General features: G+C 73.5%; 13 protein-coding genes and 1 pseudogene. 7 read left to right on the top strand and 7 right to left on the bottom strand.

From position 1 onward, the window contains the following. Positions 1-204, bottom strand: a pseudogene (locus QQM72_RS23575) (amidohydrolase family protein); the annotation flags it as partial. 279 nt (positions 205-483) lie between these two features. Here QQM72_RS23575 and QQM72_RS23570 point away from each other — a divergent pair. The 3 genes from QQM72_RS23570 to QQM72_RS23560 are packed head-to-tail and all read left to right on the top strand — an operon-like array spanning position 484 to position 3,572. Further along, positions 484-1,158: a response regulator transcription factor gene (locus QQM72_RS23570; protein WP_314222858.1), complete on the top strand. Its 675-nt coding sequence runs from the start codon at positions 484-486 to the stop codon at positions 1,156-1,158. A gap of 12 nt (positions 1,159-1,170) precedes the next feature. Beyond that, positions 1,171-2,583 carry a sensor histidine kinase gene (locus QQM72_RS23565; RefSeq protein ID WP_314222857.1) on the top strand — a complete coding sequence of 471 codons (1,413 nt, stop codon included), beginning with the start codon at positions 1,171-1,173 and terminating at the stop codon, positions 2,581-2,583. Continuing rightward, a complete protein-coding gene (locus tag QQM72_RS23560) occupies positions 2,580-3,572 on the top strand; it encodes a TAXI family TRAP transporter solute-binding subunit (protein ID WP_314222856.1) in 993 nt (330 codons plus the stop codon). The genes QQM72_RS23565 and QQM72_RS23560 overlap by 4 nt, the downstream gene beginning before the upstream one ends. A 45-nt stretch (positions 3,573-3,617) precedes the next feature. On the opposite strand, the gene QQM72_RS23555 is transcribed toward QQM72_RS23560, so the two are convergent. Beyond that, on the bottom strand, positions 3,618-4,481 hold the full coding sequence (locus tag QQM72_RS23555) for a helix-turn-helix transcriptional regulator (RefSeq protein ID WP_314222855.1): 864 nt from the start codon (positions 4,479-4,481) through the stop codon (positions 3,618-3,620). Positions 4,482-4,612: 131 nt separating this feature from the next. Between QQM72_RS23555 and QQM72_RS23550 the strand changes: the two genes are divergently transcribed. After that, entirely contained in the window at positions 4,613-5,563 is a 951-nt protein-coding gene (locus QQM72_RS23550) for an NADP-dependent oxidoreductase (protein WP_314222854.1), read from the top strand. 163 nt (positions 5,564-5,726) lie between these two features. Here QQM72_RS23550 and QQM72_RS23545 read toward each other — a convergent pair whose 3' ends face one another. Further along, positions 5,727-6,608 carry an NAD(P)-dependent oxidoreductase gene (locus QQM72_RS23545; protein WP_314222853.1) on the bottom strand — a complete coding sequence of 294 codons (882 nt, stop codon included), beginning with the start codon at positions 6,606-6,608 and terminating at the stop codon, positions 5,727-5,729. Between the two features lie 96 nt (positions 6,609-6,704). Between QQM72_RS23545 and QQM72_RS23540 the strand changes: the two genes are divergently transcribed. Continuing rightward, complete coding sequence (locus tag QQM72_RS23540; RefSeq protein WP_314222852.1) at positions 6,705-7,055, top strand: winged helix-turn-helix transcriptional regulator; 351 nt, start codon at positions 6,705-6,707, stop codon at positions 7,053-7,055. 184 nt (positions 7,056-7,239) lie between these two features. Here the strand turns inward: QQM72_RS23540 and QQM72_RS23535 are convergent, their stop codons facing one another. From QQM72_RS23535 to QQM72_RS23520, 4 genes are read right to left on the bottom strand one after another with little or no spacing between them, the layout of a single operon-like run. Continuing rightward, positions 7,240-8,361 carry an XdhC/CoxI family protein gene (locus QQM72_RS23535; RefSeq protein WP_314222851.1) on the bottom strand — a complete coding sequence of 374 codons (1,122 nt, stop codon included), beginning with the start codon at positions 8,359-8,361 and terminating at the stop codon, positions 7,240-7,242. Next, on the bottom strand, positions 8,354-10,480 hold the full coding sequence (locus tag QQM72_RS23530; protein ID WP_314222850.1) for a xanthine dehydrogenase family protein molybdopterin-binding subunit: 2,127 nt from the start codon (positions 10,478-10,480) through the stop codon (positions 8,354-8,356). The genes QQM72_RS23535 and QQM72_RS23530 overlap by 8 nt, the downstream gene beginning before the upstream one ends. Next, complete coding sequence (locus QQM72_RS23525; protein ID WP_314222849.1) at positions 10,477-11,469, bottom strand: FAD binding domain-containing protein; 993 nt, start codon at positions 11,467-11,469, stop codon at positions 10,477-10,479. Before QQM72_RS23525 ends, QQM72_RS23530 begins: the two co-directional genes overlap by 4 nt. Further along, positions 11,466-12,044: a (2Fe-2S)-binding protein gene (locus QQM72_RS23520; RefSeq protein ID WP_314222848.1), complete on the bottom strand. Its 579-nt coding sequence runs from the start codon at positions 12,042-12,044 to the stop codon at positions 11,466-11,468. The genes QQM72_RS23525 and QQM72_RS23520 overlap by 4 nt, the downstream gene beginning before the upstream one ends. A 251-nt stretch (positions 12,045-12,295) precedes the next feature. On the opposite strand from QQM72_RS23520, the gene QQM72_RS23515 reads away from it, so the two are divergent. Continuing rightward, positions 12,296-12,895, top strand: a complete 600-nt coding sequence (locus tag QQM72_RS23515; protein WP_314222847.1) for a TetR/AcrR family transcriptional regulator — start codon at positions 12,296-12,298, stop codon at positions 12,893-12,895. Between the two features lie 297 nt (positions 12,896-13,192). Next, complete coding sequence (locus QQM72_RS23510; protein ID WP_314222846.1) at positions 13,193-14,410, top strand: PP2C family protein-serine/threonine phosphatase; 1,218 nt, start codon at positions 13,193-13,195, stop codon at positions 14,408-14,410. The last annotated feature ends 311 nt before the right edge of the window (positions 14,411-14,721 follow it).

Here is a 14,721-nt window from a genome sequence, read left to right as displayed (position 1 = left end):
TCACCGCCCCTGGCGCTTCAGCAGCGCGTCCAGGCGCGGGTACACGGCGCGGGCGTTGTGCTCCTGGATCGCCGCGAGGTCGTCCGCGGGCAGCTCGGCCGCCTCCGCGTAGCGACGGGTGTCGTCGAAGTGGTGGCCGGTGCACGGGTCGATGTCGCGGACGGCGCCGGTCATCTCCGAGGCGAAGAGGATGTCGCGGGCCGGGGCGGCCGCCGACGGGTCGGCGAGGGAGGCGATCTCCCGGGTGCGCCATGCCCCCGGGGCCGGCGGGGCGGTCGTGTAGTGACCGTGACAGTCGATGATCATTGCGGCGTCCTTCTCAGGCTGCTGGGTGTCGTGCAGCCTGGCTCCGCCCCGCACCGGCGGACGAGAGGACCGAACACAGAACTAACCTCCCCTTAACACTGCGTCGGGTGCGCGGTCGGTGTGGTCTACATTCGGCTGGAGACGGTGGCCGGGAGTGGCCGAAAGGAGGTGGTCAGGGTGCAGATCCTGCTGGCCGAGGACGACGACGGTGTGGCCGCGGCGCTCGTGGAGGTGCTGTACGACCATGGTCATGTCACCAGGCGGGTCCGGTACGGCAGGGAGGTGCTGACCTACCACCGCAGCTCCGACCTGCTGCTTCTCGATCTGGGCCTGCCCGACACCGACGGCCTGGACGTGTTGCGCGCCCTACGCGCGGTGAGCGACATGTCGGTGGTGGTGCTCACCGCCCGCGGAGACGAGCGCTCGGTGGTGCGCGGACTGCGGCTCGGAGCCGACGACTACCTCGTCAAGCCGGTCCGACTCGCCGAGCTGCTCGCCCGGATCGACGCCGTCACCAGGCGAAACGCGGCGAAGAGTGCCTCCTGCGTACGGACGGCCCGTGCGGGTGACGTCGAGGTGGACCTCGACGCGCGCCGGGTCCGGGTCGCAGGGGCGGAGATCGAACTGACCACCAAGGAGTTCGACATCCTCGCCGTGCTGGCCGGGCGCGCGGGTACGGCGGTCAGCCGCGAGCAGCTCCTGGACGAGGTATGGGGCGACGCCCGCCACGCCGTGTCCCGCTCCCTCGACGTCCACCTCACCCAGCTGCGCGCCAAGCTGCGCCGCCCCGAGCTGCTCACCACGATCCGGGGCTTCGGCTACCGCTTCGGGGATCTCGGGAACGAGGACTGAGGGGAACCACGCGTGCGCACCCGGGTCCAGGCCGCACTCCTGCTGTTCGTCGTGATCGCGGTGGCCGCGTTCGCCGTACCGCTGCTGCTGTTCACCGCGTCCGACCGCACCCAGCAGCTGGTCCTCGCCCGCAGCGCCGACCTCGACCGCTTCGCCTCCCTCATGGACCAGGCCGCGTCGACCGGTGACGCCTCGGCCGTCGCCGCCGAGGCGCGACGCTACACACAGCTGTACGGCGAACCACTCGTCGTCACCGACACGCGCCGCAACCCCGTCGTCCAGACCGGCGGCATGCGGGCCGCCGACCCCGACGTCGCGCGGCTGCTCGATGCGGCGCTGCGCAACCAGACCGCTCATCCCACGGGGGCGCTGCGCCCCTGGTCGCGGGGGTCGAGGATGTTCGCCGAGCCCGCGGGCACCGGGACCCGGGTCTCCGGGGCCGTCGTACTGCGGGCCACGGTCGGGACCGCGGCGCAGGACATCACCCGGCGCTGGGCCGCCGTCCTCGCGGGCGCCGCTCTGGTCGCCGTCGCCTGCACGGTCCTCGCCCGGGCCGCGACGAGGTGGGTGGTCAGCCCGCTGCGCCGCCTCGACCGTGCCGTCGGCCGGCTCGCCGCCGGACTCCCGCCCGAACAGAACCGGGCCGGCGGACCGCCCGAACTGCGCCGGCTCGCGATCGGCTTCAACCGCATGGCGCGTACGGTCACGGCTGCCCTGGAGCAGCAGCGCAGGCTCGTCGCCGACACGTCCCACCAGATGCGCAACCCCATGGCGGCGCTGCGGCTCCGCGTCGACGCCCTGAACACCCACCTGCCCGCGTCGGCGAGCCGCACCTACGCCGGGGTCACCACCGAGCTCGACCGCCTGGAGACCCTCCTCGACGACATGCTCGCCCTCGCCGCCGCGGAACACCGGGCCGGGGAACTGACGGTGACCGACGGCTCGGACGCCCACTGCGACCTCACGGCGGTGGCGGCCGCCCAGCACCGCCTGTGGGAGCCGGTCGCCCGCCGCGCCGGAGCCCGCCTCACGCTCCGGGCCGCTCCGGCCCGGGTCACCGCCGCCTGTACGGACCGCGAACTCGCCCAGATCACCGACATCCTCGTGGACAACGCCATCAAGTACGGGGGCCGGGGTGCCGAGATCTCGCTGCGCTGCACCACCGAGGGTCCGCTCGCGGTCCTCACGGTGACCGACGACGGACCCGGCCTGGGCACGGAGGAGCTCGCGCTGGCCACCACGCGGTTCTGGCGTTCGGGCCGGCAGCGACACGACGGCACCGCGGGTACGGGACTGGGTCTGGCCATCGCCGAACAGCTGCTGGCGGGGCGGGGCGGCCGACTGGAGCTGGAGCCCGCGCGGCCGCGGGGGCTGCGGGCCAGGGCGGTCGTACCGCGCGCGCCGGGTGACGGAGGTGCGCCGTGACCCGTCCCGTCGACCGCCGCGCCCTTCTCCACGCCGCCCTCGGCACGGCCGCCGTAGCGGTCCTCGGCGGCGCGCTCACGGCCGACGCCTCCCGGCAGTTGCCCGGCCCTAGCGGTGTCCTGCGCGTCGCGACCGGAGAGCCCACAGCGTTCTACGCGGCTTTCGGCCGCCTCCTGGCCACCGAGCTCGAAGCGGCGTATCCCCGTCTGGCCTGCCGCGTCCGTACCACCGCGGGCAGCGTCACCAACATCGAACTGCTCCGCGACCACCGCGCCGACGTCGCACTCGTCCTCACCGACACCGCGCTGGCGGCCCAGGGCACCGACCTCTTCCCGCACCCCGTGCCCCTGCGCGCGCTCGGCAGGGTGTACGAGACCTACCTCCAGTTCGTCGTCCGCGCCGACTCGGCCGTACGCGCGGTGTCCGACCTGGCGGGACACACCGTCTCGCTCGGCGCCACCGGATCGGGCGCGGCCGTGCTCGGCGAACGGATCCTGCACGCCGCGGGGCTTTCCCCCGGCACCGACACGCCCGTACGTCATCTCCCGCTGGCCGACGCGGCCGACGCGGTGCGGACGGGCTCGGTCGACGCGCTGCTCGTCGCGGGCGGCGTGCCGTTGCCCACCCTGTCCGACCTCGACGACCGCGTCGGCCTGCGGTTCCTGCCGCTGGCCGGACTGCTGCCCCGGCTGGGCGGCCGCGACGGCCTCGCCGGGTCGGGCCTGGAGGAGGTGTCCTTGCCGCAGGGCGCCTACCGGTCGGCGGGCGGGGTCGGCACCATCGGAGTGTCCAACCTGCTGGTGTGCCGCCCCGATCTTCCCCGCGGCGTCGCCGACGCGCTGACCCGCCTGCTGGCCCTGCGGGCGAGCGCCCTCGTGCCCGGCAACGCCGTCGGTACCCAGTTCCTCGACGTCGGCAGCCTGATCGGTACGGGCGGCATCGCACTGCACCCCGGCGCGGTCGCGGCGTACCGCTCGCTGCACGGCTGAGCCACCTCGCACGCCGCCCGTGACGGCCGCCCGACGTGCCTGAAGTCAGCGGGCGTCGAGCAGGCCGGCGAGCAGTTGGAGCCGCTCGGCGTCGGGGCCGCCCTCGACGGCGGTGTACACGATCAGCACCGGGCCGGGAGTGCCCGGCAGCGGGTAGGCGTCCCAGTCCAGGTTCAGCTCTCCGACCAGGGGGTGGTTCACGCGCATCCGGCCGCGCGTCGTCTCCCCCACGTCGTGGCGGGCCCACAGCGTCGCGAACTCGTCGCTGCGCACGGCGAGTTCGCCGACCAGCTCCGCGGCGCGCGGATGCCCCGGATCGGCGGCGACCTGGGCGCGCAGCATCGCGGTCAGCTCGGCGACGGTGTCGGCCCGCTCCGGGCAGGTCTGGTCGGCTTCCGGGTGCAGCAGGAGCGACAGCAGGTTCCGCTCCGTCACCGGGAGCCGGGTGAACTCGCCCAGCAACGCGCCGGCCAGCGGGCTCCAGGCCAGTACGTCCAGGTAGCGGCCCACGACCAGTGCGGGCGAGGGCATCGTACGCAGCAACCGCCGTGTGGTGTCCGGTACCTGCTCCGGTTCGTACCGGCGCGGGGCGCGGGCCGGGGTGCGCGCGGCGGCGGCGAGACTGTGCAGGTGCCGGCACTCCTCGGCGGAGAAGTTCAGGGCGCGCGCGAGGGCGTCCAGGACCTGTTCGGAGGGCCGCACGTCGCGTCCCTGCTCCATCCGCTGGTAGTAGTCCGAGCTAACCCCCGCCAGCAGGGCCAGTTCCTCCCGCCGCAGTCCGGCGACACGTCGCCTCGGGCCGGGTTCGAGGCCCACGTCCTCCGGCCGCAGCCGGGTCCGGCGGGTCCGCAGGAACGCGGCGAGTTCACGGCGGGGCTCGTCGGTCGGGGTGAGGGGGTCGTCGGTCACGGCGCCAGTATGCCTCGGGCACGGCCGGCCAGGGTGGGTCTGCCGGTCCCAGGAAAGGGCGAACGACCGTGATGGCGCGAGCGGGGAGCAGTATCGGTTCCACACCGCACGACCACGGAAGGAACAGCGACATGAAGGCCGCTCAGATCACGGGATACGGCGCACCGGACGTCCTGCGCGTCAACGATGTCGACCGCCCCGTCCCCGGCGCCGGCGAGGTCCTGGTGTCGGTCGAGGCGTCCAGCGTGAACGGACACGACGTGATCGTCCGAGCCGGGGAGTTGAAGATGGTGTCGGGGCGCCGCTTCCCGATCGGCGCGGGGCTGGACTTCGCGGGCGTCGTCGTCGAGACCGGCGCCGGTGCCGGGAGCCACCGGGCCGGGGACCGGGTGTGGGGCACGGTGCATCCCCGGCAGCGGCACACCACCGCGGGGGCGGCCGAGTACGTCGTGGTCCCCGCCGACCGGATCGCGCCCGCCCCCGCGGGCCTCTCGTCGGTCGACGCGGCCTCCCTCGTCGTGGCGGGTGTCACGGCGCTGATCGCACTGCGCGACAGCGTGCGCCTCGCGGCGGGTGAACGGGTCCTCGTACGAGGCGCGGCGGGCGGTGTCGGCACGGCCGCCGTGCAACTGGCTCACGCGATGGGCGGCCACGTCACCGCGCTGGCCCGCGACCGCCACGCCCGACTGCTCACCGGCCTCGGGGCCGACGAGGTCCTCGACTACGGTTCCACCACCTCGGACCGGATCGGACCGTTCGACGTCATCGTCGACACCGTCGGCTCGGAACTGCACTGCTACCGAGGCCGGTTGGCCAAGGGCGGCCGGATGGTCACCGTCGGACTGTCGGCCGGCGCCCTGGCCGCGATCGCCGCGTCCAGCGTGCACGGCTCGCGCCGCATCCGCACCTTCAGCGCCAATCCCGACAGCGCCGTGCTGAGCGAGCTGACCGACCATGTCACCTCGGGTGCGCTGCGCCCGGTGGTCGACGGCGTGTACCCGCTCGCGGACATCGCCGCGGCGCACACGGCATTCGAACGCGGCGGATCCGTGGGCAAGCACGTGATCGCGGTGTCCGCCTAGCCAGGGCGCTTCTCTTGGATCAGCCCGGGTCCTCGGTCCCCGCGAGTGCCCCCGAGCGCCTGGTTCCGTCCGGGACGGACCGACGCACGGCCGGCGCTGCTCGTCGAGGGACGGTCACCGGCCGGTCACCGGCACGGTCACCGCGGTGGCGGCATCCTGCCGATCAGCGCACCAGCAGGTCGATCACGCCCGTCAGGTCCTCCTCGCCGCTGCCCTCGCCCAGGCGGCGGCGCATCAGGTCGAAGTAGGGGCTGAGCAGTTCCGGGCTGACGCCCTGCTGCTCGGCGGTGCTCAGCAGGGTCGGCGTGCCGGCCACCTGCATGGCGAGCGGGGAGGCGACACCGTTGGTGTAGTCGCCGCTGCGCAGACGGTCGGCGGTCTGGTGAACCGCCGGAGCCATCGCGACGAGCCAGTCGGCGAGCAGCGTGGCGAGCGACGCCGGATCGACGTCCTCCTTGCGGATCAGGGCGAAGGCGTGCGCGGACCCGGCGAACATCCCGTACATGGCGCTGAGCAGAGCCACGTCGTGCAGGGCCGCGAAGCCCGCGTCCTCGCCGACGTAGGTGGTGCCGGCCGGGACGCCCAAGGTCTCCTGGTGCCGCTCGAACAGCTCCCGCGAGCCGCTGTAGAAGACGTAGCCTCCGGCTCCCTCGACACCGATCATCGGTGGGACGGCCATGATCCCGCCGTCCAGGTAACGGGCGCCCCGCTCGCGGGCCCACTCGGCGCGGGCGCGGGCCTGGGCAGGGGTGCTGGTGGTCAGGTTGACCAGGTCCCTGTCGGCCAGGTCTGCGCCGGCCAGCACCTCGTCGACCGAGGCGTCGTCCAGCAGACAGACGACGACCAGGGTGCTCGCCGCGACCGCCTCGGCGGCGCTGTCCGCGACCCTCGCACCCTCGGCGGCGAGCGCCGCGGAGCGGTGCGGGCTGCGGTTCCAGACGGTGAGCGGGTGACCGGCGGCGAGCCAGGTGCGGGCCAGCGCGGCACCCATCGCGCCCAGACCCAGGAGCGTGACGGCGGTCTTCTCAACAGTGTTCTGTGTCATGCCGATCAGGCTGGTCGCAGGCCCTGGCATGATCAAGTACGCACTCGGGAGTGGGTGGTTACCCTGGGGTGAGCGAGCACGTCAGAAGGGTGGGGCATGACGACGCTGAACCGGCCGGGCGCACCGGACGGACACGCCTGCGGGATCGACACCGCGATGGAGGTGATCGGCGGCAAGTGGAAGGTGCTGCTCCTCTGGGCGCTCCACGAGCACCCCTGCCGACGCTTCGGCGAGCTGCGCCGACTGCTTCCGGGGATCACCGAGAAGGTGCTGGCCTCCCACCTGCGCGAGATGGAAGCGGACGGTGTCGTGCACCGGGTCTCCTACGACGAGGTGCCGCCCCGCGTCGAGTACTCGCTGACCGAGGACGGCACGCGCCTCAACGACGCACTCCAGCCGCTGGCCGCCTGGGGAAGGGAGCGGCCGACCGTCCGGCGGCCGGGATGAGCGGCCCGGCGTCGGCGTCCGCCACCTGACGACCTGACGAACCTGGGGATGCCTGGGGGTGAGGCCGGAGAACCGCCCGGCCTCTTCGACTTCGGTTGCCCAGGTCGCGGCATGTCCCGACGGAACGTTTCCGGGACGGGCCGCTCTCGTGCCACGCCGGCCGCAGCGGCCGCGCCGTCGGGCCTCAGGCGGAGTGGCGGTGGTGGATCGGTCTGTCCGAGCCGGTCAACGGCAGGCCCGTCCCGCCCCGGCGGGCGGCGACGATCTCCGCCGTGATGGACAGGGCGGTCTCCTCCGGCGTGCGCCCACCGAGGTCCAGGCCGATGGGCGACCTCAGCCGCGCCAACTCGTGCTCCTGGAGGCCGATGTCGCGCAGCCGCCGGTCCCGGTCGGCGTGGGTGCGGTGGGAACCCATCGCGCCCACGAACGACAACGGCAACCGCAGCGCGACCTCCAGCAGCGGAACGTCGAACTTGGCGTCGTGGGTGAGCACGCACACCACGGTGCGCCCGTCCGTCCGGGTGCCCCGCAGATAGCGGTGCGGCCAGTCCACGACGACCTCGTCGGCCTCGGGGAAACGCTCCGGGGTGGTGAAGACGGGCCGGGCGTCGCACACCGTGACGTGATAGCCGAGGAACTTGCCGGCCCGGACCAGGGCCGCCGCGAAGTCGACGGCACCGAACACGATCATCCGGGGCGGCGGCACGCTCGTCTCGACGAGCAGGGTGAGCCCGCCGGGGCAGTGCGATCCGTCCTGCGACAGCTCGACCGTGGTGGTACGGCCCGTGTCGAGCGCGGCCAGGGCCTGTGCCGTGGCCGCGCGGTCCAGGTCCTCGTGCCCGCCGAGCCCGCCCTCGCGGGAGCCGTCGGCGTGCACGAGCAGCGCGGCGCCGAGAAGCGACCCGGGACCGCGCACGACCCTGACGAGCGCGACGGGTTCGCCGCGTGCCGAAGTGTCCAGGGCGCAGCGCAGCAGCGCACCGACCGGACCGTCCGCCGTGACCGGGGTGACCAGGACGTCGAGGACCCCGCCGCACGTGAGTCCCACGGCGAAGGCGTCCTCGTCGCTGTAGCCGAAGCGTTCGACCACGCTGTCGCCGGTCTCCAGCGCCCGGGCGCACAGATCGTAGACCGACGCCTCCACGCAGCCGCCCGACACCGACCCGATGACGGTGCCCTCCCCGTCGACGGCGAGGGCGGCGCCCGGACCGCGTGGCGCGCTGCCGCCGACGGAGACGACGGTCGCGACGGCTGCCCTGCGGCCCTCGGCGAGCCAGTCGCCCAGTTGCGGCGCGAGGTCAAGCATCGCGGCCGCCGCTCAGGACCCGGTCGGGGCGGATGGGCAGGCTGCGGTGGCGTACGCCGGTCGCGTGCCACACGGCGTTGGCGACGGCGGCGGCCGCGCCGACGATGCCGATCTCCCCGATGCCCTTGATGCCGACCGGGTCGTCGGGGTCGTCGTCCGCCACCCAGTGCGCCTCGACCCGCGAGACGTCGGCGTGCGTCGCCACGTGGTAGCCCGCGAGATCCGCTCCGACGGGACCGCCGGAGGCCGCGTCGCGTGCGGCTTCCTCGTGCAGGGCCATGGAGATGCCCCAGATCATGCCGCCGGTGAACTGGCCACGCGCGGTGAGGGGGTTGACGATGCGGCCCGCCGCGAACACGCCGAGCATGTGCCGCACCCGGACCTCGCCCGTGGCGGTGTCGACGCCGACCTCGGCGAACTGCGCGCCGAACGAGTGCCGTTCCTTCTGCGCGAGGGCCGCGATCGCCGCGGAGGTGTCGGAGCGCACGGTGATGCCCTCGGCCGGGATCGCCGCGCCCGGCACGAGCCGGTCGCGCAGTTCGCCGGCGGCGGCCATGACGGCCCATGACCAGGACCGGGTGCCCATGGAACCGCCCGCGATCATCGCGAACCCGAACGCACTGTCGCCGAGGCGTACTTGTACGCGGTCCGGCGGGACGTCCAGCGCGTCGGCGGCGACCAGGGTGAGGGCGGTCCGCGCGCCGGTGCCGATGTCCGCCGCCGCGATCCGTACGGTGAAGCGGCCGTCCGCCTCGGCGGTGATCGAGGCCGTGGACGGGGCGGCGCCGGCGCCGAAGGAAGCCGCCGCGGTCCCGGTGCCGAGCAGCCAGCGCCCCTCGCGCCGCACCCCGGGACGCGGGTCGCGCCGGTCCCAGCCGAAGCGGCGGGCGCCTTCCTCGAAGCAGGCGCGCAGATTACGGCCGGCGAAGGGGAGACCGGAGACCGGGCCCCGGTCCGGTTCGTTGCGCAGACGCAGCTCGATCGGGTCGATGCCGCACCGGTGCGCGAGTTCGTCGAGCGCGGCCTCCAGGGCGAAGGACCCCGGCGCCTCGCCCGGGGCGCGCATCCAGGTGGGGCTCGGCACGTCGAGCGGTACGACCCGGTTCTCCGTGTGGTGCGCGTCGGCGTCGTACATCACCCGGGCCACGCCGGCGCTCGGCTCGACGAACTCGTGCACGGTGGAGGTGCGGCTGAGCGAGCGGTGGTCCAGGGCGCGCAGCCGCCCGTCGGTGTCCGCCCCGAGCCTGACCCGCTGGATCGTGGGGCTGCGGTGGCCGGCCAGCGTGAACATCTGACGCCGGGTCAGGACGACGCGTACCGGGCGCCCGATCATCCTGGACGCCATCACGGCGGCGACCTGGTGGGCGCGCACGCCCTTGCTGCCGAAGCCACCGCCGACGTGTTCCGAACGGACCCGCACCGACGCGGGATCGAGCGCGAAGAGGTTAGCCAGTTCCGCGACCACCCAGGTGGCACCTTGGTTGGAGTCCACCACCTCGAGCCGGTCGGCCTCCCAGCGGGCGGTGGCCGCGTGGGGCTCCATGGGGTGATGGTGTTCTTCCGGCGTGGTGTACGTGGCGTCCACGACGACGGCGGACGCGGCGAGTTCGGCCTCCAGGTCGCCCTTGTCCGTCACGGCGGGCATATGGCCGTCGGACGGGTGGGCGTCGGGGTGGTCGCCGGTGAACCCGACGTCGTGCGGGGTCTGTTCGTAGTGGACGACAAGGGCCTCGGCGGCCTCGCGCGCCTGCTCCGACGTCTCGGCGACCACCAGTGCCACCGGCCAGCCCAGGTGGGGAACCCGGTCGCTCTGGAAGACCGCGCAGGTCGGGTCCGGGACGGTGCCCAGCAGGCCGACGTAGTCGGTCTTCAGCGGCGAGGCGTTGCGATGGTCCAGTACGGCGAGGACGCCGGGCATCGCCAGGACGGCGCCCGCCTCGACGTCCCGGATCCGGCCACGGGCCACGGTGGACAACACCAGCCAGCCGTAGGCGAGTTCGTCGAAGGGGATCTCGCCCGCGTACCGGGCCGCACCGGTGACCTTGTCCCGTCCCTCCACACGGACGTGACCGGTGCCCACGGCGCTGACGCGGGCGAGGGGCGCCTCGGTCGCCGTCATCGGGCGGCCTCCTCGGCGAGTTCGCCCAGCACGGCCACGGTCAGGTTGCGCATCAGGGTCACCTTGAATCCGTTGTGCGACAGGGGCCGGGCCGCCGCCAGTTCGGCGTCCGCGGCGGCCGCGAACGACTCGGCGTCGGCGGGTGCCCCGGTCAGGATCCGCTCGGCGGCGCGGGCCCGCCAGGGCCGGGAGGCGACCGCGCCGAACGCCAGACGCACCTCGCTCACGACACCGTCGCGGACGTCGAGCGCGGCGGCGACCGAGCCGACGGCGAACGCGTAGGACGCGCGCTCGCGCACCTTCCGGTAGCGGGAACGGGCGGCGACCGGAACCGGCGGCAGGGTGACGCCGGTGATCAGCGCGCCCGGCGGCAGGGCCGTCTCGCGGTGCGGGGTGTCGGAGACCGGGAGATAGAACCAGCCGAGCGGCAGCTCGCCCGGTCCCTGGGCGGTCTCGTAGTGCACCATGCCGTCGAGGGCGGCCAGCGCGACGGCCATGTCCGACGGGTGCACGGCCACGCAGTGCGCGGAAGCGCCGAGGACGGCGTGGTTGCGGTTCTCGCCCCTGACGGCCGGACAGCCGCTGCCGGGATCCCGCTTGTTGCAGGCTCCGGTGGTGTCGGCGAAGTAGGCACAGCGGGTGCGCTGGAGCAGATTGCCGCCGACGGTGGCCATGTTGCGCAGCTGGCCGGAGGCGCCGGCGAGTACCGCCTGTGCCAGCACGGGGTAGCGGGTGCGGACCAGGGGATGGGCGGCGAGGTCGCTGTTGGTGACGGTCGCGCCGATCCGCAGACCGCCGGCCGGGGTCGGCTCGACGCGGTCCAGCGGCAGGCCGCGTACGTCGACCAGTCGTCCCGGACGCTCGACGCCGGTCTTCATCAGGTCGACCAGATTGGTGCCGCCGGCGAGGTAGCGCGCCTCCGGATCGGAGTCGAGCAGCGCGACGGCGCCCGCCACGTCGGCGGCCTTCCGATAGCCGAACTCCCTCATGCGGCAGGCTCCTTCGATTCCGGTCGGGCATCGGTGCGCGCCGCGGGCCCGGATTCCGCGGCCCTGGTGACGGCCTCGACGACGGAGGGGTAGGCGGCGCAGCGGCAGAGGTTGCCGCTCATGCGCTCACGGATCTCGTCCGAGGTCAGGGGCGGTGGTCCGGCCGCGGGCCGGACGTCGGCCGAGGCGGCGCTCGGCCATCCGGCAGCGTGTTCCGCGAGCACACCGATCGCCGAACAGATCTGGCCCGGCGTGCAGTAGCCGCACTGGTAGCCGTCGAGATCGAGGAAGGCCTGCTGTACCGGGTGCAGCCGGTCGCCGTCAGCCACGCCCTCGATGGTGGTGACCTCACGCTCCTCGGCCGCGACCGCGAGCTGGAGGCAGGACACGGTCCTGCGGCCGTCGACCAGAACGGTGCAGGCCCCGCACTGCCCCTGGTCGCAGCCCTTCTTGGTGCCGGTGAGGTCGAGTCGCTCGCGGAGTGCGTCGAGCAGGGTGGTGCGGTGGTCGACGGGCAGCGTGTGCCGCTCGCCGTTGATGTGCAGGGTGATGACGCTGGACGTCGGTAAGGCCATGAGAGCTTCTTTCACGCTTTTGGAACCTGAGGCGGCGGCCGCCGGTGCCTGGTGACTGCCGAGGTACGTCGTTCGTGGGGGCGGGGGCGGGTGCCCGGGACGGCGCTGACGGTGGCCGCGGACTCCCGCGCGGACCGGGCCGGGGCTATGGTTGAACCCAACCGGACAATCGTCCGCTACCGGCAAACGTAACGGACAGTTGTCCGCTTAGCAAGGGTGGGGTTCGGCCGCGCACCCCCGAGGAGAGTCGAGTGCAGCACAAGAAGGACGCGCCCCTGCGCTCGGACGCACAACGAAACCGTGAGCGCATCCTCGAGGTGGCGCTGGCCGAGCTGACGCTGTGCCCCGACGCCCCGCTCAGCGCGATCGCCAAGAAGGCCGGCGTCGGACAGGGCACCTTCTACCGCAACTTCCCCCACCGCGAGGCCCTCGTCCTCGAGATCTACCGTCACGAGATACGCCAGGTCGCCGACAGCGCGGCCGCGCTGCTCGAACAGCTGCCGCCGGAGCAGGCCCTGCGCGCCTGGATGGACCGACTGGCCGAGTTCGCCATGACCAAGGCCGGCCTCGCCGACGCGATCCGCCTCGCCACCAGCAAGCCGGGCGGCCCCGAGAAGCCGACGCACACCCCCGTCACCGACGCGGCCGAACTCCTTCTGCGCGCCAACGACGCGGTGGGCGCCATCCGGCCGGGCATGACCCCCGACGACCTGGTCCTCGCCATCGGCGGCCTGTGGCAGCTGTCGCCCACGGACGACTGGCGCCCGCGCGCCGCCCGGCTCCTCGACCTCGTCATGGACGGGCTGCGCGCCGGGGCGCCCGGGGCCGGCGGCCAGGCTCACCCGTCCTGACCCGGGCGCCGGCCGGTGACCGGCCCGTCCGGTCGAGTCCGGCACGACGTGCCGTCCGCTCCGCGCGACCGGGCGGCCTGCTGATTCCGCTCGCGTCCGGCGGGATCCGAGCCGTCCCGGGGCAGTCGGCCCGGCCTCGGTCACGAACTGGCCTCCTGCGGGATGCCGGTGGGGGAACGGATCGTCCGGTAGCGGGTTCCCCGCCCTGAACCACCGTCCTGACCAGGCAAGATGAGGGAATTAGGTGATGTTGTCAAGACTCGGGGAAGAAGATGCGACAGCCGATAGGAGGTTGTCGTGGAGGGTGGAGATCTGGAACTGGGCGAGTTGCTGGCCGCTGCGGAAGCGGCGCCGCCCGGAGAGTCCGTCGATGTCGTAGCGCACGATCTGCAGAAGCGGTTCGGTGCGGAGCGTGTGTCGTTCCTGTTCGTCGACCTCATCGGTCAGCGACTGGTACGGCTCGTCGCGGCCGGCGGTGAGGTCCCGGACGATGCCGAGCCGATCGACCTGTACGGCAGCGTGTACGACAGCGTTCTGCGGAGCCAGCGTCAGCATGTGGAGCCGGACGGCCAGGGCGGACGGCGCGTCATCACGCCGGTCACCAACCGCGGCGACTGCATCGGCGTCCTGGAGGTCACCCTCCAGTCCGCCGACGACACGGTGCTGCGGCAGGTCCGCGACGCGGCACACGCGCTGGCCTACATCATCGTCACGGACCGCCGGTTCACCGATCTCTACCACCTGGGCCGGCGCACCACCGAGACCAGCCTTGCCGCGGAGATCCAGCACCAGCTGCTTCCCTCGGCGCCCTGCTGCGAGGCGGAAGAGTTCACCCTCGCCGCCGGGCTGGTCCCGGCCGACGACATCGGTGGCGACACCTACGACTACACCCTGGACCGCGACACCCTGCACCTGTCCATCACCGACGCCATGGGCCACGACACGAACTCGGCCCTGCTGGCCACCCTGCTGGTCGGCGCGCTGCGCCGGGCCCGCCGCAGCGGCTGCGACGCCCTCAACCAGGCCCGCCACGCCCACCAGGCCCTGCTCGGCCACGGCCGTGGCCTGGCCACCGGGCAGCTGCTGTGCGTCGACCTCGACACAGGTCTGTGCGAGCTGGTCAACGCCGGCCACCCCCGGCCGCTGCGGCTGCGCGACGGGATCGTCGAAGAGGTCAGGCTGGCCGTCAACCTGCCCTTCGGAGTGGTGGCGCCCACCGCCTACCGCGTACAGGAACTGCAACTGCGGCCCGGAGACCGGCTGGTCCTGCTGACCGACGGGATGCAGGACCGCGATGCAGCGGCCGTCGACCTGGCTTCGGTCATCCACGACACCCGCGCGCTGCACCCACGTGAAGCCGTCCGAAGCCTGACGGCCGCGGTGCTCGACGCCTGTCGCGGCAACCTCAGGGACGACGCCACGGTCCTGATACTGGACTGGCACGGCGATCGCCGCCGACCGGACGGGTCCAGACCCGCCCCGCAGCGAAGAGCCGCAGCAACCCGAGTGAGGTGACGGGCACGGCGGCTCTCCCGGTCGCCACGGGCTGCGCCGCGCAGGCTGCCAGGGTTCGAGCAGAGGCGCCGTCCGGTCACGACGGCCGGGACAGGCGCCGGGCGGCGGCCCGGGGTTCACCGGTCGACCGGACGCCGCCGTACCCGGCTGTTCCCGGTGCGCCCGGGCCGAGTCCGGATCTGTCCCACCAGCACGCGGCCTGACCGACCGGACCGGGAGCGGCACACAACGCGCCCACCCCGCAAGGTCGTTGGCCACGCCGAGTCGGCTGCATGCATCGCGCCTCCGAGCGGGTCCTCCCCGCTGGTCCC

Source organism: Streptomyces zaehneri, assembly GCF_032248645.1.
Taxonomy (GTDB): Bacteria; Actinomycetota; Actinomycetes; order Streptomycetales; family Streptomycetaceae; genus Streptomyces; species Streptomyces coriariae.
Note: the sequence above shows the minus strand (reverse complement) of the source record. Positions and strands in the feature narration are given on the sequence as shown.

Excerpts from the sequence above, each read along its gene's own strand:
- QQM72_RS23550 (WP_314222854.1), top strand. The coding sequence starts at position 4,613 with ATGAAGGCCGCTCAGATCACGGGATACGGCGCACCGGACGTCCTGCGC.
- QQM72_RS23540 (WP_314222852.1), top strand. The coding sequence starts at position 6,705 with ATGACGACGCTGAACCGGCCGGGCGCACCGGACGGACACGCCTGCGGG.
- QQM72_RS23530 (WP_314222850.1), bottom strand. The coding sequence starts at position 10,480 with ATGACGGCGACCGAGGCGCCCCTCGCCCGCGTCAGCGCCGTGGGCACC.
- QQM72_RS23535 (WP_314222851.1), bottom strand. The coding sequence starts at position 8,361 with ATGCTTGACCTCGCGCCGCAACTGGGCGACTGGCTCGCCGAGGGCCGC.
- QQM72_RS23545 (WP_314222853.1), bottom strand. The coding sequence starts at position 6,608 with ATGACACAGAACACTGTTGAGAAGACCGCCGTCACGCTCCTGGGTCTG.
- QQM72_RS23520 (WP_314222848.1), bottom strand. The coding sequence starts at position 12,044 with ATGGCCTTACCGACGTCCAGCGTCATCACCCTGCACATCAACGGCGAG.
- QQM72_RS23525 (WP_314222849.1), bottom strand. The coding sequence starts at position 11,469 with ATGAGGGAGTTCGGCTATCGGAAGGCCGCCGACGTGGCGGGCGCCGTC.